The sequence below is a fragment of the Lacisediminihabitans changchengi genome (assembly GCF_016634425.1).
GTDB lineage: Bacteria > Actinomycetota > Actinomycetes > Actinomycetales > Microbacteriaceae > Lacisediminihabitans > Lacisediminihabitans changchengi.
The window spans coordinates 130,160-150,603 of sequence record NZ_JAEPES010000003.1 but is presented as its reverse complement, the minus strand read 5'-3'; the positions used below and the strand labels follow the sequence as shown (position 1 = coordinate 150,603).

Annotated in this window: 22 protein-coding genes and 1 pseudogene; 2 read left to right on the top strand and 21 right to left on the bottom strand. The window is 64.5% G+C overall.

Annotated elements, in window-relative coordinates; translation table 11 throughout:
* Nucleotides 1-224: 224 nt before the first annotated feature.
* A complete protein-coding gene (locus IV501_RS09065) occupies nt 225-1,415 on the top strand; it encodes a chymotrypsin family serine protease (protein WP_200555356.1) in 1,191 nt (396 codons plus the stop codon).
* Nucleotides 1,416-1,478: 63 nt separating this feature from the next.
* On the opposite strand, the gene IV501_RS09060 is transcribed toward IV501_RS09065, so the two are convergent.
* The 11 genes and pseudogenes from IV501_RS09060 to IV501_RS09015 form a co-directional block, all read right to left on the bottom strand.
* The gene (locus IV501_RS09060; protein ID WP_200555357.1) at nt 1,479-1,688 is read right to left on the bottom strand and encodes a hypothetical protein; all 210 of its coding nucleotides are present in this window, start codon (nt 1,686-1,688) and stop codon (nt 1,479-1,481) included.
* 40 nt (nt 1,689-1,728) lie between these two features.
* Nucleotides 1,729-2,255: pseudogene (locus IV501_RS16145) on the bottom strand (transposase); the annotation flags it as partial.
* Nucleotides 2,183-2,353, bottom strand: coding sequence for a hypothetical protein (locus IV501_RS16685; protein WP_372430740.1), 171 nt, complete (start codon nt 2,351-2,353; stop codon nt 2,183-2,185). The gene IV501_RS16685 and the pseudogene IV501_RS16145, both read right to left, overlap by 73 nt.
* An 83-nt stretch (nt 2,354-2,436) precedes the next feature.
* On the bottom strand, nt 2,437-2,574 hold the full coding sequence (locus IV501_RS09050) for a hypothetical protein (protein WP_200555359.1): 138 nt from the start codon (nt 2,572-2,574) through the stop codon (nt 2,437-2,439).
* 88 nt (nt 2,575-2,662) lie between these two features.
* On the bottom strand, nt 2,663-2,935 hold the full coding sequence (locus IV501_RS09045; RefSeq protein ID WP_200555360.1) for a hypothetical protein: 273 nt from the start codon (nt 2,933-2,935) through the stop codon (nt 2,663-2,665).
* Between the two features lie 408 nt (nt 2,936-3,343).
* The gene (locus tag IV501_RS09040) at nt 3,344-3,802 is read right to left on the bottom strand and encodes a GNAT family N-acetyltransferase (RefSeq protein WP_200556405.1); all 459 of its coding nucleotides are present in this window, start codon (nt 3,800-3,802) and stop codon (nt 3,344-3,346) included.
* Nucleotides 3,771-4,229 (bottom strand): cytochrome c oxidase subunit 4, encoded by a 459-nt coding sequence (locus IV501_RS09035; RefSeq protein ID WP_200556404.1) that lies wholly within the window; start codon nt 4,227-4,229, stop codon nt 3,771-3,773. Before IV501_RS09035 ends, IV501_RS09040 begins: the two co-directional genes overlap by 32 nt.
* Nucleotides 4,230-4,231: 2 nt before the next feature.
* Nucleotides 4,232-5,974, bottom strand: coding sequence for an aa3-type cytochrome oxidase subunit I (ctaD, locus tag IV501_RS09030; protein ID WP_200556403.1), 1,743 nt, complete (start codon nt 5,972-5,974; stop codon nt 4,232-4,234).
* Nucleotides 5,975-5,984: 10 nt separating this feature from the next.
* Nucleotides 5,985-6,860: an aa3-type cytochrome oxidase subunit II gene (gene ctaC, locus IV501_RS09025; protein ID WP_200556402.1), complete on the bottom strand. Its 876-nt coding sequence runs from the start codon at nt 6,858-6,860 to the stop codon at nt 5,985-5,987.
* 213 nt (nt 6,861-7,073) lie between these two features.
* The gene (locus IV501_RS09020; RefSeq protein WP_234698476.1) at nt 7,074-7,478 is read right to left on the bottom strand and encodes a HesB/IscA family protein; all 405 of its coding nucleotides are present in this window, start codon (nt 7,476-7,478) and stop codon (nt 7,074-7,076) included.
* Between the two features lie 107 nt (nt 7,479-7,585).
* Nucleotides 7,586-8,986 carry a dipeptidase gene (locus tag IV501_RS09015; protein WP_200556401.1) on the bottom strand — a complete coding sequence of 467 codons (1,401 nt, stop codon included), beginning with the start codon at nt 8,984-8,986 and terminating at the stop codon, nt 7,586-7,588.
* Between the two features lie 40 nt (nt 8,987-9,026).
* Between IV501_RS09015 and IV501_RS09010 the strand changes: the two genes are divergently transcribed.
* Nucleotides 9,027-9,611, top strand: coding sequence for a DUF3043 domain-containing protein (locus IV501_RS09010; protein WP_307812250.1), 585 nt, complete (start codon nt 9,027-9,029; stop codon nt 9,609-9,611).
* 61 nt (nt 9,612-9,672) lie between these two features.
* On the opposite strand, the gene IV501_RS09005 is transcribed toward IV501_RS09010, so the two are convergent.
* The 10 genes from IV501_RS09005 to IV501_RS08960 form a co-directional block, all read right to left on the bottom strand.
* A complete protein-coding gene (locus IV501_RS09005) occupies nt 9,673-10,704 on the bottom strand; it encodes a quinone-dependent dihydroorotate dehydrogenase (RefSeq protein WP_200556399.1) in 1,032 nt (343 codons plus the stop codon).
* Nucleotides 10,705-10,756: 52 nt separating this feature from the next.
* Nucleotides 10,757-11,236, bottom strand: coding sequence for a transcriptional regulator NrdR (gene nrdR, locus IV501_RS09000; protein WP_200556398.1), 480 nt, complete (start codon nt 11,234-11,236; stop codon nt 10,757-10,759).
* Between the two features lie 58 nt (nt 11,237-11,294).
* Nucleotides 11,295-12,605 carry a histidinol dehydrogenase gene (hisD, locus tag IV501_RS08995; RefSeq protein ID WP_200556397.1) on the bottom strand — a complete coding sequence of 437 codons (1,311 nt, stop codon included), beginning with the start codon at nt 12,603-12,605 and terminating at the stop codon, nt 11,295-11,297.
* 63 nt (nt 12,606-12,668) lie between these two features.
* Entirely contained in the window at nt 12,669-16,187 is a 3,519-nt protein-coding gene (gene dnaE, locus IV501_RS08990) for a DNA polymerase III subunit alpha (protein ID WP_200556396.1), read from the bottom strand.
* Nucleotides 16,188-16,258: 71 nt separating this feature from the next.
* Nucleotides 16,259-17,179 carry an RluA family pseudouridine synthase gene (locus IV501_RS08985; RefSeq protein WP_200556395.1) on the bottom strand — a complete coding sequence of 307 codons (921 nt, stop codon included), beginning with the start codon at nt 17,177-17,179 and terminating at the stop codon, nt 16,259-16,261.
* Nucleotides 17,180-17,183: 4 nt separating this feature from the next.
* Nucleotides 17,184-17,804, bottom strand: coding sequence for a signal peptidase II (gene lspA / locus IV501_RS08980; RefSeq protein WP_234698475.1), 621 nt, complete (start codon nt 17,802-17,804; stop codon nt 17,184-17,186).
* Complete coding sequence (locus IV501_RS16390; protein ID WP_200556394.1) at nt 17,791-18,699, bottom strand: DivIVA domain-containing protein; 909 nt, start codon at nt 18,697-18,699, stop codon at nt 17,791-17,793. Before IV501_RS16390 ends, lspA begins: the two co-directional genes overlap by 14 nt.
* Before the next feature lie 178 nt (nt 18,700-18,877).
* Nucleotides 18,878-19,174 carry a YggT family protein gene (locus IV501_RS08970; protein ID WP_200556393.1) on the bottom strand — a complete coding sequence of 99 codons (297 nt, stop codon included), beginning with the start codon at nt 19,172-19,174 and terminating at the stop codon, nt 18,878-18,880.
* A 49-nt stretch (nt 19,175-19,223) separates the two neighbouring features.
* Nucleotides 19,224-19,715, bottom strand: coding sequence for a cell division protein SepF (locus IV501_RS08965; protein WP_200556392.1), 492 nt, complete (start codon nt 19,713-19,715; stop codon nt 19,224-19,226).
* Nucleotides 19,716-19,750: 35 nt separating this feature from the next.
* The gene (locus tag IV501_RS08960; protein ID WP_200556391.1) at nt 19,751-20,440 is read right to left on the bottom strand and encodes a YggS family pyridoxal phosphate-dependent enzyme; all 690 of its coding nucleotides are present in this window, start codon (nt 20,438-20,440) and stop codon (nt 19,751-19,753) included.
* Between the last annotated feature and the right edge of the window lie 4 nt (nt 20,441-20,444).

The window sequence follows — 20,444 nt, the reverse complement described above, 5'->3', positions numbered from 1 at the left end:
GCCGATGTGCGTTTGACTCAGCGTTGTGGGGGTTTCCTCATTTTTCACGGGTTCAACAACGAAGGTGAGAAGTGGCAATGAGCAAGCGAAGACGAACACTCGGGGCAGTATGCGCAGCCGGCCTGATCGCGATGGCAGGGATAGCAGGCACCGGAGCCGCCTGGGCTCCACAAGATGCGAGCGCGGCTGCACCGTTACTGGGCAACCCGAACGCACAATTTCCCATGAAGCACACGAACGCTGGGCTGCCGGCCGGTACAGAGCTCCAGAGGGGATTGCCGGAGAACGCAACCAGCATCATCCCCGACCAGGTGAGGCTGGCCGTTGCCGAGCTGAAAGCAAGCTCCCACCGTGCCCAGCTCAACGATTTCCGTTGGGACGCATCCACCCAGACGCTCAACGTCTACGTGAACGGCGACCCCGAGGCGGTGAAGGGTATTCTCGCGAAATCGCTGTCGGCGGACCAAAAGTCTCAAATCGTCTCGGCATCGACGTCCAAGGCTGCCCTGAGCAAACTCATTGAGGGGCTGGCCGATCAGGATGGGACGATGGCGAACGGGCAGCAGCTCGTGACGGCTACTCCCTCATCTGATGGTTCGACCGTGACAATCGCCGTCGACGCGGACGCCTCGACGCTCCGCGACCTATCCGCCCGAAAGTCGCAGGTCGGTGGGGTGCAGCTTCGCTACGAGTCGGCCGGCGCGGTGACTCCGACGCTGCGACAGCGAAACGACGCTCCGGTCTTCACCGGAGGATTGATGACCGGTCAGGGCTACAACTGCACGACCGGATTCCCCGTGATTCGCTCCGACGGCGAGTATGGGAATGTGTCGGCCGACCACTGCGGTCATGCCCTGAACGGCACCTGGTACTGGGGCTACTCCGGGAACGCAGTGCACGTCGGGACGACCAGCGGAACGGCCGGCGGCGGGAGCGACTTCGAGATATTTCGGGGAACTACTGACCCCTCCGGCTACACCCTCGTCGGACCGTACAACGTCAGCAACCAGGTGGCACCGATCGTGGGCTATTACGCCTCGATCGCAGGTGACCAGGTCTGTTACAACGGCTCATATTCGGGAACTGTCTGCGGCAACGATGTCGTCGAGACCAGCGTCTATACCTGCTACGAAGGGCTCCAGTGCTACTGGCTAACGCGGACGCACAACTCGGTGCCGGCGGTTGGAAACGGCGACAGCGGTGGGCCCGTCATGGGCTTCGCCGCTGCGGCTGACGGAAGCACCGAAGCCTATGGAACGGGCATCGTCAGCGGCATCATCGACGGAACCGCTACCTGCACCGGGGAACCTGGCGGGACTGGGGCAAACGATCGTAAGTGCAGCAAGGATGTGCTGTTCGCTCCGATCGAGACGTTCGTCAATAACAACCTCTCGTTCAGTCTGCTCGGCGTGTAGCGACGCAGGAACGAAAAGGGGCTCCAACATCATTGTTGGGGCCCCTTTTTGGTCACTCAGCAGTTAAACCGGCATCGCGCGAGACGACCAAAATATGGTCACGGCGACGAAGAGAACGCCAGCCGCCACGACGAGGATCGCTCCTGCGGTGACGAAGAATCGACGACGAGAGTATCGGCCAAGCGTGGCACGGCTCGGGCTCAGGAGCCCGACGAGGAGTGCCACCACCCCGACGATGACGAGCACCCACGAGGTCGTTTGGGACCAAGACATATCGCTTCTCCTGCTCGTAGCCGATGGCCCATCCTTACATGAAGTTCCGCTCGACGACGTTGCGTCCCTTGTAGTCGACGGCGTCAAAGGCGGGGGGCCTGCCGCCTGCTTGGCCGCGATGTTTTCTGTGGCCGATCTGGTCCGAGGGCTGCGGAATTACGGCCACGATCCCTCGTTCGGACTCGTGCGAACGGATCGCCCGCGACGAATATGCCTTGTCGCCACGCATCCGGTCTGGGCGGGTCCGCGGTCGTCCCGGCCCAGACCGACCTATCTTCAGCTGACCCATCAATGGCAGGAACATCGACGAATCTCCGCCCTGACCGGGCCCGGCGAGCAGCACTAACGGGCGCCCTTGACCATCGACCAGGGCATGAATTTTGGTTGTCAAACCGCCGCGGGAACGACCGATGGCGTGATCAGGTGGCTCTACCCGCAGATTCGTGTAATTCGACAGATCCCCCTGTAGCGCGGGCCGTGCTGATGGGCACGATTCACCGTGGAATCCACCGACACCGCCCAATCGACCGCGCCTTGCTTGTCGGCGATCGTAAGCAGCGTCGCCAGCATTCGATCCCGCACCGATACCGGTAGATGATGCCCTCGATGACCTTCCGATCATCCCTGAACGGCCTCCCCTGACGCCCATCCGACGACGGAATCACCGGCTTCAGAAGAGCCCACTGCTGATCATCCAAAAACGTGAAACGCGACGTGCCTCAATCGTCACCGACAAGCAATCACATCTTTAGGAGACACGCCCTAGGTGATCGGCCGGGATGGTGCTGCGGAGCTGCGCGATCGCCGCGGCACTGTCGCCGGCTTCGATGGTGGCCGTTGTGGCGTGATAGACGCCACGCGGGTGGTGCGCGAGCTCCCAAGTCATACATCCATTATCGGGCAGAGAAAACGCCCCCAGCCGGGAGAGAGGACGGCTAGGGGCGCTGCTTTTGGATGCGTCGGGCGCAAATTATTTAAGGCCAGATGACCCCGTTTTTGCCGTTCTTCTTTAGCCCCCATGACTGGAACTGCTTAAGGTATTCGCTTTGTACTTTGCTGTTCGCAGCTTTTCCATAGAGAGAAACGTGTGCGGCTTGAGCGGCGTTCTTCAAGGGCACGCTCATCACGTTTCGGAGAGCGGCGCCTTGCTGCCGGCCAATGGTTTTGACCACGTGGTTTTTGAACTCCCACCGTTTTTCGAGTGGGCGGTCGATGAGGAGAATCGCGGCCGTTCGTGTTTGATTCATATAGACACGTCATCCAGAACAAAGTCCAATCGTCCGAGGAGTCAGCCCCACTCGACTCGGGCCTGATCGAAATCCGCGATCCACAACTCCACATGATGAAAACCTGCCATCAAACAAGTCTGTCACCCAGCCTGCCCGCACTCGCCGACGCGACTAGCCGGTCACCACGTGGGGCCAGAGATCTCCGTCACGGTGGGGCCAAGAAACCTTGACATAGTCAGAGAAGCCACCTGCGCCTCACCCGGGCTCGTGCCGCCATGCATGAAGCGTCCCACAACAGAATGGGACGCATTGTCTCGATGGATGCGTCAGACTCGATCGCAGCGCCGCCAACGCCAGCAGACCGTCCGAAGTTGAGTGCCACGGCACGCGGCAGGCCTCCCTCACCGGGAGACGCCGAACCGGCCTCTAGTCGAGCAGAAAACTCTTCTTCAGGTAGTTGGCCGTGGAGCGATAGTTGAGCCGCTCATAGAACGACGCGCCGCGCAAGATGCTCGCCACCGTGAGCTGTCGGATGCCCCGGGCCTCGCACTCACGTTCGATCGCGCCCACCAGCTGGCTTCCGTAACCGTTGCCACTGGCCGTGGAATCGACAACCAGCTCCTGAAGCTGCGCCACGTCACCGTTCGTGTACAGCAGCCGGGCCACCGTGGCGAGCGCATATCCGACCACCGCTCCGTCTACCTCGGCCACCAGAAGAATGTGGTCGTATGCGCCTTGAACGGAGTGCGCGAAGGCTTCGTCGAACGACGCCCGTTGCGGCGCGCCTCCGATACCCAGCTGTACGACAAGCGCGAAGACCGAGTCGGCGTCATCACCTGACGCCGACCGGATGCTAACGGGCGAAGTTACCGCGGTAATACTCATAGATCCAGCCGACCAGACTGATGAGCGCGATGCAAGCACCGATGTACGACACCCAGAAGCCGACGGCGATTCCGAGGAACACTGTCGCGGCGCCGGCAGCGAGCATGAACGGCCACCAGCTCCACGGGCTGAAAAAGCCCTGCTCGGCGTCACCGTCGTCGATGTCGGCATCGAGACGGTCTTCAGCGAGCGTGCCGCCCACTGATTTGTTGGTACGGCCGAGGTAGAACGCGATGAATGCGGACAGCACGCCGGTGAGTGCGATACCGACGGTACCCACCCACTCGACAGCCGGTCCGGGCACTCCACCGGCGGGCTCGGCGGAGACGCGATAGTTGCTGTCGAGGAGGCTCCAGATCGTGTAGGCGGCATCGGCCACCACGAAGAAGCCGGCCAGGATCCAGAAGAGTTTGGCGTTGACGCCCATTGTTACTTGACCTCTCCGTCAGCGATGTCGTAGGTGGCGGCGTCCGGCGCGTCTTTCAACGGACCAATCCCGACCGGGATTCCGACCTCGGGGTGGTTGAGGTCGAACGCTGGCGACTCCGAGCGGATGCGCGGGATTGAGGTGAAGTTGTGACGCGGCGGCGGGCAGGAGGTGGCCCATTCGAGCGAGCGACCGTAACCCCACGGGTCGTTCACGGTGACCCGCTTGCCCTTCCGTGCAGTGATGTACACGTTGAAGATGAAGGGCAGCATCGAGACGCCGAGCAGGAACGCTCCGATCGTCGAGAGCTGGTTCATCCAGGTGAAGCCGTCATCGGGCTGGTAGGTGGCGTACCGACGCGGCATGCCCACCACACCCAACCAGTGCTGGATCAGGAACGTCGTGTGGAAGCCGACGAACAGGAGCCAGAAGTGGATCTTGCCCAGACGCTCGTTGAGCATCTTGCCGGTCCACTTCGGCCACCAGAAGTAGAAGCCCGCGAACATCGCGAACACGACGGTGCCGAACACGACGTAGTGGAAGTGGGCGACGACGAAGTAGGTGTCGGAGACGTGGAAGTCGAGAGGCGGCGAAGCCAGGATCACACCGGTGAGACCACCGAACGTGAAGGTGATCAGGAAGCCGATCGCCCACAGCATCGGAGTCTCGAAGGTGACGGACCCCCGCCACATCGTGCCTACCCAGTTGAAGATCTTCACGCCCGTCGGAACGGCGATGAGCATCGTCATCAACGAGAAGAACGGCAACAGGACCGTGCCGGTCACGTACATGTGGTGCGCCCACACCGTGATCGACAGTGCCGCGATAGCGATCGTGGCATAGACCAGCGTCTTGTAGCCGAAGATCGGCTTGCGACTGAAGACCGGCAGGATCTCCGAGATGATGCCGAAGAACGGCAAAGCGATGATGTACACCTCGGGGTGCCCGAAGAACCAGAACAGGTGTTGCCAGAGAATCGCACCACCCGACTGCACGTTGTAGAGGTGCGACTCGAAGACGCGGTCGGCGCCGAGCGCGAACAGCGCAGCGGCCAACACGGGGAAGGCCATGATCACGAGGATCGAGGTCACCAGAGCGTTCCAGGTGAAGATCGGCATACGGAACATGGTCATACCGGGCGCACGCATCGTGATGATGGTGGTGATGAAGTTGACCGCACCGAGAATCGTGCCGAAACCGCTCAACGCCAGACCGAACACCCAGAGGTTGCCACCGAGCGATGGCGAGAACGTCGTGGTCGACAGCGGAACGTAGGCCGTCCAGCCGAACGACGCGGCGCCCTGCGGAGTGAGGAACCCGGCAACCGCGATCAACGAACCGAAGCTGTACAGCCAGTACGCGAAGGCGTTGAGTCGCGGGAACGCGACGTCAGGCGCACCGATCTGCAGCGGCATGATCACGTTGGCGAAGCCGGCGAACAGCGGCGTCGCGAACATCAGCAGCATCACGGTGCCGTGCATCGTGAACAGCTGGTTGTACTGCTCCTTGGTCTGCAGCAACTGCATACCGGGCTCGAAAAGCTGCGCACGGATGACGAGCGCCATCACACCGCCGAGCAGGAAGTAGATGAACGACGTGATCAGGTACAGGTACCCGATGGTCTTGTGGTCTGTAGTGGTGATCCACTTGACGACGATATTGCCGGCGGGTCGTGCGGTCGGCGCCTGATACGTCGGGGCGCTGCTGCCTCCCACGGTCGGCCGGGGTGCTGTCACGGTAGTCATGGTGGCCGTCCTACTCGTTGTCCGTCGCCGGCGCCGTGTTGCCGGGCAGGTTCGAATTGGTGTTGTACTCGGAGCCGAGGGTGCCGGTCTGGCCCTTCTCGACGAGAGTCTGCAGGTAGGCCTCGTAGTCGGCCTGCGACTCCACCTTTACCTTGAAGAGCATGAGCGAGTGATAGTCACCGCACAGCTCCGCACACTTGCCGATCTTGGTCGGCGTGAAGTACATGTAGTTGTCGCGGCCTGGGATGTTGTCCTTCTTGTACAAGAAGTCGATGACCCAGAACGAGTGGTCGACATCGCGACTCTCGATCTTGACCTGAATGCTCTTGTTCACCGGAAGGTGCAGCACCGGGAGCTTGCTCTCGTCGATGGTGCCGTCGGCCTTCTCCATCTCCTGAGCCTGGATGCCGGGCGAGTAGACGCCCTTGTCGCCGGGGCCCGTCTTGAGGTAGTTGAAGTCCCACGCCCACCGCTTGCCGTAGACCTCGACCTGAACGTCGGGGTTCTTGGTGGGGTGCTCGATGCTGTTCTGCTCCTTCGCGGTGAACGCGAAGAATCCGAGCACGAGGATGAGCGGAACGATCGTGTAGAAGATCTCGATCGGCAGGTTGTAGCGCAGTTGGACCGGGAGTCCGGTCTGTCCCTTGCGACGGCGGTAGACCACCGCTGCCCAGATGATGACACCCCAGGTGATCAGACCGACCACGAGGAGCACGATCCAGGAATTCACCCAGAGGCTCGTGACACCTTCGGTGTGGTTGGTGGCGCCCTCGGAGCCAGCCGGGAGGAAGCCTCTCAGCTGGTCCTGGCTACACCCCGCAAGAACCAGGACGAGCGCGACGGCAACCGGAATGGTGGCCCATCGAAGACGGCGGTTAGAACGCACCTGAAAACCTCTCGGATGACACGGACTGCTGCAGTTCACAGTCTCTTTAGTGTGATCAGCCTACTGCGACAGCGGGCCGAACTCAGACCGGAATGGCCGCTGGACGGGCAGAAATCGCGGAGATCCGGGCACAAAAAAGGGAACCGCCGATCGGCGGTCCCCTTCTCTGGATGGCGATTGAGAGGCTGCTGGAAAGCTAACGCCCCACGATCGCTAGTGGAAAGAATCTCCACATGCGCAGCTGCCCGTGGCGTTCGGGTTGTCGATGGTGAAGCCCTGCTTCTGGATCGTGTCTTCGAAGTCGATAGTGGCCCCGTCAAGGTATGGCACGCTCATCTTGTCGACGACCACCTCGACGCCGTCGAAATCGACGGTCGCGTCGCCCTCGAGCAGACGTTCGTCGAAGTACAGCTGATAGATGAGCCCCGAGCATCCGCCCGGCTGGACGGCGACGCGCAGACGCAGGTCGTCGCGGCCCTCCTGCTCGTAGAGGCTGCGGACCTTGACGGCGGCAGTCTCGCTCAGCAGAACGCCGTGTGCGGCGCCCGCGGGGGCCTGGGCGGTCTCGGCGACGCTGACGTCAGCCAATGTCGTGTCAGCCAGTGTGGTGTCAGTCATGACCACTCCTTCGCTTGGGTGAAAAGTCTTGGTTCAGTGTAAGCACGGTCTGCGCTGTTGACCTGTGAGGCGACGAGATTGACATGCACTTTCGACGACCGACCGGCTTAGCGCTCGTTGAGGCGCGCCAGCAGCACGGCCTCGGTGAGGATGGCCCGGTGGAAGACCCCGAGGTGAAGTGACTCGTTCGGGCTGTGTGCCCGAGTGTCGGGATCTTCGACGCCGGTGACCAGGATCTGGGCCTCAGGAAACACCTCGACCAGGTCGGCGATGAACGGAATGGAGCCGCCGATGCCGGTCTCGACCGCCTCGCGACCCCAGGCATCCGCCATCGCCGTCTCTGCCTCGGCAACCGCCCATCCGGTGGTGTCGACCAGGAAGCCGTTGCCGTAGTCCAGATCGTCGACCGCGACATGCGCACCAAACGGCGCATGCTCGCGCAGATGCTTGTCGAGTGCCGCGGCCGCCTCCGTCGCCTGTTGGCCGGGAGCGATGCGGGCGCTGATCCGCACGCTCACCGACGGAAGCAAGGTGTTGGATGCGTTCGCCACGGAGGGAGCATCAATTCCGGTCACCGTAATGGCCGGCTTCGACCAGAGACGGCTGAGCACGGTGCCGGTGCCGATGGGACGCACGCCGTCGAGCAGCGCGGCCTCCTCGTGCAGTTGGGACTCCGGGTATTCCGGAGTCTCCTGCGGGATGCTCGCGAGCCCCTCGACCGCGACAGCACCGTCGTCGTCCCAGAGGGTTGCGAGCAGCTTGACCAGCGCGAGCATCGCATCCGGAGCCGCTCCCCCGAACATCCCCGAGTGCGAGGCGTGCGCCAGCGTGGACACCGTGAGCCGGAAGGTCACATTTCCGCGGAGGCCGACGGTGAGCGCGGGGGTCTCGGTGTCCCAGTTGTCGGAATCGGCGACCACGATCACATCCGCGGCAAGCTGCTCGCGGTGCTGCTGGAGGAAGTTGCCGAACGAGCGGGAGCCGAACTCCTCCTCCCCCTCGATGAACAGTGCCAGCCCGAGGTCGAAGTCCGGCCCGACGGTCTCGACCAGGGCGCGAATGGCCGCGATGTGCGCCATGACTCCGGCCTTGTCATCCGCTGCCCCGCGCCCGTAGAGGCGTTCGCCGCGCACCGTGGGCTCGAACGGGAGCGAATCCCAGTCCTCGTCCTTCCCGGGGGGCTGCACGTCGTGGTGGGCGTAGAGCAGGATGGTCGGCTTGCCGTTCTTTGCGGCGCGTGTGGCGAGCACGGCGGGCTGGCCGAGAACCTCGCTGTCGCCGATGGTGGCGCGGGAGATCTGCACGTCGTCGAATACCCCGAGGCCGGTCGCGAGCGCCGCGACGGCGTCAGCGCTCTGCTGCACATGAGCCGGGTCGAACGCCGACCAGGACACCGAGGGGATGCGGACCAGAGCAGACAGGTCGGCGATGGACACGGGCAGCCCGCCGTGTACCGCCTCCCGGAGTGCTGAGAGGAGTTCCGGCCTGGTGGTGAGGGGTGAAGTCATAGAGGTAATCTTAAGGACTCGACTTTCGAAGGAAATCACCGTGCCGAACCCATTCGCGAGCAAGCCCGCGGCCCCGATCGACGACTCCACCAGCGAGCTCGACACCGCTGCAGGCAAGGGACGTGCGACGCCCACCCGCAAGGAGCGCGAAGCCGCGAACCTCCGACCCCTGGTCTCCAGCGATCGCAAGGCCAGCAGCAAGGAGTCCCGCGCCAAGATGGCCGAGTCCCGCGACCGCGCCCGTATCGGCATGGCCAACGGCGAGGAGAAGTACCTCGGTCCGCGCGACAAGGGGCCGCAGCGCCGCTTCGTCCGTGACTACGTCGATGCGCGGTTCAGCGTCGGCGAGCTGATGATCCCGTTCCTTGGTGTCGTCATCGTGCTGACGTTCATCAGCGAGCCGATCTTCGTGACCATCGGCACCTTCGCGCTGTGGGGCTTCCTCGCGATCCTGGTGGTCGACTGCGTCATCCTCGGCTTCACTCTCAATCGCAAGCTCAGCGCCAAGTTCGGCGCAGGCAAGGTCGAGCGGGGCTTCCGCTGGTACGCATCGATGCGTGCCGTTCAGCTACGCCCGATGCGACTGCCGAAGCCGCAGGTCAAGCGCGGCAATTTCCCCGCCTGAATCTGTACGACGAAGCCCCCACCCAGGGAATGTGGGTGGGGGCTTCGTCGTACCGCGCCCGTCAGGCGCGACGGAGACGCCGAAGACCGCGATTGATCGAGTGCGCCCAGAGCGGACCGCGGTAGAGGAACGCGGTGTAGCCCTGCACCAGGGTGGCACCGGCGTCGAGACGCTCGGCGACATCCGCTGCGGTCTCGACACCGCCGACGGAGATCACGCAGAGCTCGGCCGGAACGACAGTACGGATGAGGCGCAGCACGGCGAGTGACCGAGCGGCCAGTGGCGCTCCGGAGAGTCCCCCGGCACCGGCGGCCTCGACGACCGACGTCGGGGTGCGCAGTCCCGACCGCGCCAGTGTCGTGTTGGTGGCGATGATGCCGTCGAGCCCGAGCTCGATGACCAGCTCGGCGATGCGCCGCACCTCGTCATCGACCAGGTCGGGGGCGATCTTGACGAGAACCGGCGTCGTACCGGCGGCACTGCGAACGGCGTCGAGGAGCGGCGCGAGCTTTTCGAGCTCTTGCAGACCACGGAGCCCTGGCGTGTTCGGCGAACTCACATTGACGGCGAGGTAGTCGGCGACCGGGGCGAGCAGCCGGGCGCTGACGAGATAATCCTCGATCGCGGCATCCACGTCGACCACCCGGCTCTTGCCGATGTTGGCCCCGATGACCGGGCGGTCTCGCCGGAGACGTTCGCGGCGCAGGCGCGGCGCGGCATCCGCGGCTCCGCTGTTGTTGAAGCCCATGCGATTGATGACCGCGCGGTCCGGGATCAGCCGGAACAGCCTGGGCCTCTCGTTGCCCGGCTGCGCGATCGCGGTGACCGTGCCGACCTCGATGTGACCGAAGCCGAGCTGTCCGAGGCCCTGAACCGCCTTGCCGTCCTTGTCGAAACCCGCGGCGAGACCGAACGGTGACGGGAAGTGGAGCCCGAGCGTTTGGACGGCGAGCGACGGATGCGGCCGGGTGGCGCGAGCCACCAGATGACCGATACCGATCTTCGGCAGGGTTCGGATCACGTCGAAGGCGAGATGGTGCGCCTGCTCCGGATCGAGTCGGGAGAGGACGAGGCTGAAAAAGGTGCGATACATCGCGACCCAGGCTAGCGGAGCCGCGCGCAGTCAGACCGCGGTCAGGCCTCGGTCAGGCCTCGGTCAGGCCTTCTTCGCGCGCCGCTTCGTGCTCGACGCGCAGCAACGTGATCGCCGACTCGAAGTCTTCGAGCGAGTCGAAGCCCTGGTAGACGCTGGCGAAGCGCAGGTAGGCAACCTCATCCAGTTCGCGCAGCGGCGGCAAGATGGCGAGCCCGATGTCGTTCGCGTCGACCTGGGAGGCGCCGGTGGCGCGAATGGACTCTTCCACCCGCTGGGCGAGGAGAGCCAGGTCGGTGTCGGTGACCGGGCGTCCCTGGCAGGCCTTGCGCACGCCGGAGACGATCTTCTCGCGACTGAACGGCTGAACTACACCGCTGCGCTTGACCACATTGAGGCTCGCGGTTTCGGTGGTGCTGAAGCGACGACCACAATCGGGGCACTGCCGCCGACGTCGGATCGAGAGGCCGTCATCGCTGGTGCGCGAGTCGATGACACGGGAGTCCGGATAGCGGCAGAAGGGGCAGAACATAGTGTCTACAGGATAGACGGTGCGCCCGGAGAACCAGGGATGCCGAGCGAGCTCGTGATCAGCCCTCGGCGAACCGGGCGCTGACCGCGGCACCGTGAGCCGGAAGATCCTCGGCATTGGCTAGCGCGACCAACCGAGGTTCGATCTGCTGCAGCGCGGCGTGATCGTAGCGGATGACCTGCTGCGGTCGAAGGAACGTGTACGCCCCGAGACCCGAGGCGAACCGTGCCTGTCCCCCCGTCGGTAGCACGTGATTCGATCCGGCGAGGTAGTCACCGAGGCTTACCGGGGAATCTTCGCCGAGGAAGATCGCGCCGGCGCTGTCGATCAGGTCGAGCAGGGCACCGGGGCTCGCGGTCTGGATCTCCAGGTGCTCGGGCCCGTAGCTGTTGCTGAAGGCGGCAGCGCCCTCCATGTCGTCGACGAGCACGATCGCCGACTGGCGACCTCGCAGCGCCTCCTCGACCCGCGCGCCGTGGCGAGCGTTCGGGGCCAGCCGTTCCAACTGCGCGCGCACGTTCTCGGCGAGCTCGGGCGAGTCGGTGACCAACACCGCCGCGGCGAGCTCGTCGTGCTCGGCCTGACTGATCAGGTCGACCGCCACGAGCCGTGCTTCCGCGCTTTCGTCGGCGATCACCAGGATCTCGGTCGGCCCTGCCTCCGCGTCGATACCGGCCGTGCCACGCACCAGACGTTTGGCCGCGGCCACGTAGACATTGCCCGGTCCGGTGATCAGCTGCACGGGATCGAGACTCAGCTCTGGCACCCCGTAGGCGAAGGCACCGATCGCGCCGGCACCGCCCATGGCGTAGATCTCATCGACTCCGAGCAGGCCCGCCGCGCCGAGGATCACGGGGTGGATCATCCCGTCGAAGGCTTTTTGTGCCGGGCTGGCGAGGGCGACCGATGACACGCCGGCAACCTGCGCCGGGACGACATTCATGACCACGCTGGACGGATAGACGGCCTTGCCACCGGGCACGTAGAAACCGACGCGGCTCACCGGCATCCAGCGCTGGATGACCTCGGCCCCTGGTGCCAGCGTGGTGACCTTCGATTGCGGCATCTGTGCCTTCGACGCCTCGCGCACCCGCACGATCGCCTCCTCGAGGGCGTCCCGTACGAGCGGGTCGAGCATCCGTACGGCCGCGGAGACAGACGCGACGTCGAGGCGCACGTGCGGAGGACGCACCCCGTCGAGGCGCTCGGACTGATCGAGCAGCGCCTGCTCACCGCGCGATCGCACCTCGGCGATAAGGTCGCCGGCGATCTTCGTTGCGGCGGAGACATCCGTCTGTGCGCGGGGAACGAGTCCGAGGAGTTCGCTGCGGCTGGGCTTCATGCCGCGCAGGTCAATGGTCTGGATCATGGCGGGTTCATCCTAGTTGCGGGCACGCGCGATTCCGTGGGTGCGGGGCGGGGGCGGGGGTGTTCAGACCAGGCAGTTCGGGCCGAGCAGCGACTTGAGATCACCGTAGAGGTCGGCGCTCACCTTCACCGGGAACGGCACTTCGAATACGCGGGCCAGCTCGCCCTTGATCAGCTTCAGCCGTACCTCGGTGTCGCCGGAGTGACGGATCAGCACGTCGTTGAGCGCTGTCACCGTGTCGGTGGTTGCCCGGGTCTCCGGCACCGAAATCACCAACGGGCCGGAGCCCAGGCTCTGCCCGAGGTCGGGGACGAACATGCTCGAGGCGTGGAGGTTCATTCCGTCGTCGCGCATGCTCACGCGGCCGCGAACCACGACCACGGAGTCATTGCTCAGCGCCGGAGCGAACTCCTGGTACGCCTTGCCGAGGAACATGATGCCGATCTCGCCGCCGAAGTCTTCGAGCGTGATGATGCCGTACTGGTTGCCGGAGTTGCGGGCCACCCGGTGCTGCACCGAGGTGATCAATCCGGCGACGGTGACGTGCTCGCCGTCCCCGGCGACGTCGCCCTCGAGAAGTTCGGTGATCGAGGTGCTCGCGTGCTTTGCCAGCTGGATCTCCAGACCGGCGAGCGGGTGATCCGACACGTAGAGTCCGAGCATCTCGCGTTCGAAAGCGAGCTTGTCGCGCTTGGCCCATTCCGGCCGATCCGGCACCTGGCTCGCGGCCTGCGGCTCATCCCAGAGGCTGTCGAAGTCGAACCCGACCTGGCCGTTCGCCTCGGCCCGCTTCTGGCTCACCGCGCCGTCGATCGCGTCCTCGTGGATCTCGAGCAGACTGCGCCGGGTCGACCCGAGCGAGTCGAACGCGCCCGCCTTGATCAGCGATTCGACCGTGCGCTTGTTCGCGACCGAAATCGGCACCTTGCTGAGGAAGTCATGGAAGCTGGTGAAGGCGCCCTTCGCCTCGCGCGAGGCGCGGATCTGTTCCACGACGGCAAACCCGACGTTGCGAACCGCTCCGAGACCGAAGCGGATGTCGTTGCCGACCGCGGCGAAGAAGCCGATCGACTCGTTGACGTCCGGCGGCAGCACGCGGATGCCCATCCGGCGGCACTCGTTGAGATACAGGGCGAGCTTGTCGCGGGCATCGCCGACGCTGGTGAGCAACGCGGCCATGTACTCGGCGGCGTAGTGCGCCTTGAGGTACGCCGTCCAGTACGAGACGACGCCGTACGCCGCCGAGTGCGCCTTGTTGAAGGCGTAGTCGGAGAACGGCAGGAGGATCTCCCAGAGCATGTTGATCGCCTGGTCGGAGTATCCGTTGTCGAGCATTCCCTGGCGGAAGCCGGCAAACTGCTTGTCCAGCTCGGATTTCTTCTTCTTGCCCATCGCGCGGCGCAGGATGTCGGCCTGGCCAAGCGAGAACCCGGCCACCTTCTGCGCGATCGCCATGACCTGCTCCTGATAGATGATCAGGCCATAGCTAGTGTCGAGGATCTCGCGCAGCGACTCGGTGAACTCCGGGTGGATCGGGGTGATCTCCTGGGCACCGTTCTTGCGCAGGGCGTAGTTCGTGTGCGAGTTGGCACCCATGGGGCCAGGGCGATACAGCGCGATGACGGCCGAGATGTCTTCAAAGTTGTCTGGCTTCATCAGTCGCAGCAGCGAGCGCATCGGTCCGCCGTCGAGCTGGAACACCCCGAGCGTGTCACCCCGGCCAAGCAGCTCGTAGGCGGCACGGTCTTCGAGTTCGAGCTTCTCGAGGTCGAGCTTCTCGCCCCGATTGCTCTCGATATTGTCGAGGGCGTCGCTGATGATGGTGAGGTTGCGCAGCCCGAGGAAGTCCATCTTGATCAGCCCGAGAGCCTCGGACGCCGGATAGTCGAACTGCGTGACGATCTGGCCGTCCTGTTCCCGCTTCATGATCGGGATGATGTCGATCAGCGGCTCACTGGACATGATGACGCCGGCGGCGTGAACACCCCACTGGCGCTTCAGGTTCTCGATACCAAGCGCAGTATCGAAGACCGTTCTGGCCTCGGCATCCGTTTCGATGATGCTGCGGAGATCGGCCGCCTCTTTGTAGCGGTCGTTGCTGCGGTCGGTGACGGCCGCGAGCGAGATGTCCTTGCCCATGATCGCCGGCGGCATCGCCTTGGTGAGCTTCTCCCCCATACCAAAGGGGAAGCCGAGCACGCGGGAGGAGTCTTTCAGCGCCTGCTTGGCCTTGATCGTGCCGTACGTGACGATCTGCGCAACGCGCTCCTCGCCGTACTTCTCGGTCACGTACTTGATCACCTCGCCGCGGCGACGATCGTCGAAGTCGACGTCGAAGTCGGGCATAGAGACGCGGTCGGGGTTGAGGAAGCGCTCGAAGATCAGCCCATGGCGCAGCGGATCGAGGTCGGTGATGCCCATGGCGTACGCGGCCATGGATCCGGCGCCGGAACCACGACCAGGCCCGACCCGGATGCCGTTGCGCTTCGACCAGTTGATGAAGTCGGCGACCACCAGGAAGTACCCGGGGAACCCCATCTGGGTGATGACGCCGATCTCGTAGTCGGCCTGGGCCTGCACCTCGTCGGGGATGTTTCCGGAGTAGCGCACCAAGAGTCCGGTCTGCACCTCTTTGATGAACCAGCTCGCCTCGGTCTCGCCTTCGGGAACGGGGAACCGGGGCATGTAGTTCGCGTTGGTGTCGAACTTCACTTCACTTCGCTCGGCGATGAGCAACGTGTTGTCGCAGGCCTCGGGAAACTCGCGGAACAGCTGACGCATCTGCTGCGGGCTCTTGAGATAGAACTCGTCCGCATCGAACTTGAACCGGTTGGGGTCGTCCAGGGTGGAGCCAGATTGCACGCAGAGCAGCGCCGCGTGGGCGGTGGCGTCATGCGCGTGCGTGTAGTGCAGGTCATTGGTCGCCAGGAGCGGGATGTTCATTTCCTTGGCGAGGGAGATGAGCTCTTTCATGGTGCGACGCTCGATTTCGATGCCGTGGTCCATGATTTCGGCGAAGAAGTTCTCCTTGCCAAAGATGTCCTGCAGGTCGCCCGCAGCCTTGCGCGCCTCCTGATACTGACCGAGACGCAGGCGGGTCTGCACCTCGCCACCAACGCAGCCGGTCGTGCCGATGACGCCCTTCGAGTACCGGCTGAGCAGCTCGCGGTCCATGCGCGGCTTGAAGTAGTAGCCCTCGATCGAGGCCAGAGATGAGGCGCGAAACAGGTTGTGCATGCCCTCGGTCGACTCGGCGAGCAGAGTCATGTGGGTGTACGCGCCGCTACCGCCTACGTCATCCTGCGACTGCTGTTGCGTTCCCCACTTCACCCGGGTCTTGTCGCCCCGAGCGGTTCCCGGCGTGACGTATGCCTCGGTACCGATGATTGGCTTGATTCCCGCCGCGGTGGCTTTCTGCCAGAAGTCGAACGCCCCGAACATATTGCCGTGGTCGGTGACCGCGATGGCGGGCATCCCCTGCTCCACCGCCGCCGCGATGAGCGGTCCGACGCGCGCCGCGCCGTCGAGCATCGAGTATTCGCTGTGCACGTGGAGGTGCACGAAGGAATCATTGGCTGGCACTGATGCTCCGAAACTCACGGGGGCTGAGCATCAAGGATAAGCCAGAGACGGCGCTCAGTCCGTCGCCGCGATTAGTCTCCGCGCAGCGTGTCGAGGGCGTTCTGCAGGTCCGCCGGATAGGTACTGCGGAAAACAACCTGATCACCGCTGCCCGGGTGTCGGAAGCCGAGTTCCATGGCATGCAACCACTGTCGGGAGAGTCCCAGCCTGGCGCTGATAGTCGGGTCGGCGCCGTACATGGCGTCGCCGACACAGGGGTGCCGCTGAGCGGCCATGTGCACCCGAATCTGGTGGGTGCGACCGGTCTCGAGATGCACCTCGAGCAGCGATGCGCTCGGGAACGCCTCGAGCGTTTCGTAGTGCGTCACCGAGTGCTTGCCGTCCATGGTGACGGCGAATTTCCAGCTCGAGCTGGGATGCCGCCCGATCGGGGCGTCGATTGTGCCGGTGAGCGGATCGGGGTGGCCCTGCACCACGGCGTGGTAGATCTTCGAGACCTCGCGATCGTGGAACTGTCGCTTCAGCTCGGTGTACGCGCGCTCGCTTTTCGCGACGACCATGAGGCCGCTGGTGCCGGCATCCAGTCGATGCACGATTCCTGCCCGCTCCGCCGCTCCGGATGTCGAGACCCGGTATCCGGCGCCGGCCAGCGCCCCGAGCACGGTCGGCCCGGTCCAGCCCACCGACGGATGGGCGGCGACACCCACCGGCTTGTCGATCACCACGAGATCGTCGTCGTCGTAGACCACCGTGAGTTCGGGGACGTGCACCGCAACGATGCTCGGCGCCTCCTTCGCCTGCCAGGAGACCTCGAGCCAGCTGCCGGCGCGGAGCCGATCGGACTTACCGAGCACGACACCGTCGGCGCTCACTCCCCCAGCCTCGGCCACCTCGGCGGCGAAGCTCCGGGAAAATCCGAGCAACTTGGCGATCGCCGCATCCACTCGCTCGCCGACCAAGCCATCGGGCACGGGGAGGCTTCTGGTCTCCACCGGACTAATCCTTCGGTGCGGGGTCGTGCGGTGCTGAGTCGCGCGGTGCTGAGTCGTGCGGAACAGAGTCGTCATCGGGCGCGGCGTCGGACGCTTTCACCGTACGCGTGCCGTCGAGCCGTACCCCGCGAATGGTGAGGATTACGAACAGCACCATGCTCGCGCAGATGAACGAGTCGGCGATGTTGAAGATCGCGGGGAACCCGGCGATCTGCACGAAGTCCACCACGTGCCCGACGCCGAAGCCCGGCTCGCGGAAGAGGCGGTCAGTGAGGTTGCCCGTCGTGCCACCCAGCAGCATCCCGAACAGCACCGCCCACCCGATAGATCGGATGCGCCGGGCGAAGTAGATGATGACGACGGTGACCGCGGAGGCCGCGATCGAGAAGATCCAGGTGGTGCCACTCGCAAGCGAGAAGGCAGCACCTGAATTCTTCACGAAGTGGAACTGCAGCAGGGTGCCGAGCACCTCTACCTGGTCGTTCTCGTTCAGGTTTGCGACGATCAGGTACTTGGTTCCCTGATCGAACGCGTAGACGGCCAGCGCGACGACGACTAGCGCGATGAGCGCTGAAACGCTGACCTTCCGTGCGCGAGCCTTCGTCTGCGGCTCAGTTGCCGCCAAAGCCCTGGTATCCGGCGGGCTGCGGCGACGCGAAGCCGGAAACCTCGCTGGTCGACTCCCCCGCGGCGGGCGAGTCCAGCTCGTTCAGCTGGCCCTGGATGTAGCTCTTCAGCTTCTGGCGGTAGTCGCGCTCGAAGTTGCGGAGTTCGTCGACGCGGTCCTCGAGCGACACGCGCTCCTGGTCCAGCGCGGCGATCTTCGCCTGCTGAGCGTTCTCCGCCTCGGCGAGCTTGGCCTGCGCTGCCGCCTCGGCCTCTTCGAGCTTGGCCTTCTGAGCGGCTTCTGCCTCGGCGAGCTTCTCCTGCAGGGCTGCTTCGCCCTCGGCGGCCTTCGCCTGCTGCTGTGCCTCGAGTTCGGCGAGCTTGGCCTGCTGCTCTGCCTCGATCTCGGCGAGCTTGGCCTGCGCTGCCGCCTCGGCCTCGGCGGTCTTGGCCTGCTGAGCGGCCTCGGCCTCGCTCACCACGCGGGCGGCGGTGGCGTGCCCCTCGGCGATGAGCGCGTCGCGCTTCTCGATACCCTCGCGCACGTGCTCCTCATGGAGCTTGCGGGCGAGCTGAAGCAGGTTGTTGGTGTTGCTCGGGTCGACGGCGCTGGGCTCCACGACCGGCGCAACATACGCAGCGGGGGCGGCAGCCACGGGGGCTGCGACCGGCTGCGCCTGGTACTGGGGCTGCTCGACACTGGCGGCCTGGCTGCCGGCACTGCGCTGCAGCTCATTGATTCGCGAGTCGCTCGCGATGAGGCGCTGGCGCAGTTCCTCGTTCTCCTGACCGAGGCGGCGGAGTTCGACGACGACCTCGTCGAGGAAGTCATCGACCTCGTCTTGGTCATATCCCTCGCGGAACTTGGTCGGCTGGAACCGCTTGTTGACTACGTCTTCAGGCGTCAGGGCCATGGTGTCACCTCTGGAAATCAGGTCGAACAGTGTCAGTAACGATCAGCTAACGCTAGCAAATCAATGCCGAAGGGAAATGCGGATCGCGGCGATCTTCGACCGCCCACACAGGCCAGATTACACAGGCTGTCAAATCTGTCGGTGCGCGGTCGCCGAGCATCGCGGCGGGGATTCGGAACTAGCGCAACACCAGGGTCACGTAGATCAGTACCACGACGATGAGCATGACGCCGCTCCACCCGAAGTCGAGTGCCATGCCACCGATCCTTACCGGCTTGACCACTCGTCTCACTGCTTTGATCGGCGGATCGGTGATCGAGTAGACGACCTCAGTCGCCACGAGACCGAAACCGCGCGGTCGCCAATCCCGAAGGAAGGTCCGAGCGAGATCGACGATGAACCGGGCCCACATCACGAAGAAATAGAGGAGCAACAGGTAGTACAGGATCGTGGCGACGATCGATACCGGACTCACAGAAATCACCGCTTAGGTCGGCTCGACGGGAACGAGCGTCGAGACGGGGTCAGGACTGGGCGAAGAAGGAGGCGTCGACATCCTGCTCCGCCTCCGCCTGGTCGCCACTGACGGCCACGTGCTGGGGCGAGAGCAGGAATACTTTGTTGGTCACGCGCTCGATCTTGCCATACAGACCCTGCGACAGTCCGCTGGCGAAATCGACCAGGCGCCGGGCATCCGTCTCGGTCATCTGGGACAGGTTGATGATCACCGGGATTCCCTCACGGAAGCTCTCGGCGATGACCTGGGCGTCTTTGTAGGCGCGGGGGTGGACGGTGAGGATCTCGTTCATGTCGGCGGGCGCTGCCATCCTGTGCTCTGACTGTCGTTGGCTCGGCGCGCGACGCAGGGGCGTCACGGGCGCACGATTGGCGGTGGGCTGCGGAGTCTGGCGTTCGACCGGCGGAGCGGCCTGAGCGACGGGCGCGGGCTCCTCGTAGTCGAACTCCTCATCGGCAAGGCCGAGATAGACCATGGTCTTGCGCAGCGGGTTAGCCATTTCGTGCCTCCTGTTGTGGAACCGGTGGTGCAAGATTAACCGGCGACCGGCCGGTTTCCCGTGATTGCCGAGCCGATCCGCAGGTGTGTCGCGCCCTCGAGGATGGCGTCGCGGTAGTCACCCGACATCCCTGCCGAGATCGCGGTGGCCGTCGGAGCCAGCGCGCGCATCCGTTCGGAGGCTGCGCGCACCCGGGCGAATGCCCGCCGGGGCTCCTCGTCGAGGGGCGCGACGGCCATCACCCCGCGCAGCAGCACTCCGGATGTCTGCAGCACGCGCTCCACGAAAGGCTCGAATTCTTCGTCCCGCACGCCGCCCCGCCCGGGATCGTCGGTGAGGTTGAGTTGCACGAACACGTCGAGAGCGGGGCTCGGCGCGGCGAGAGCGTCGAGCACCGAGTCCCGGTCGAGCGACTGCACCGAGCTCGCGTATGCCCGCACCTGCTTCGCCTTCTTACTCTGCAGCTGCCCGATGAAGTTCCAGTGGATCGGATCGATGCCCGAGCTGAGATCAGCCAGTTCCGCAGCTTTAGCCTGCGCTTCCTGATGCCGGTTCTCACCGAAGTCGTGAACCCCGAGTGCATGGAGTTCACGCACCAGGCTCGCCGGATGGAACTTGGTGACGACGATGGTCGTGATGTCGTCGGCGCGGCGATCGGCCTGCGCCGCGGCATCCGCGACCCCCTCACGCACGAGACTGAGTCGCTCTTCGAGCGTGGGGGGCATGCGG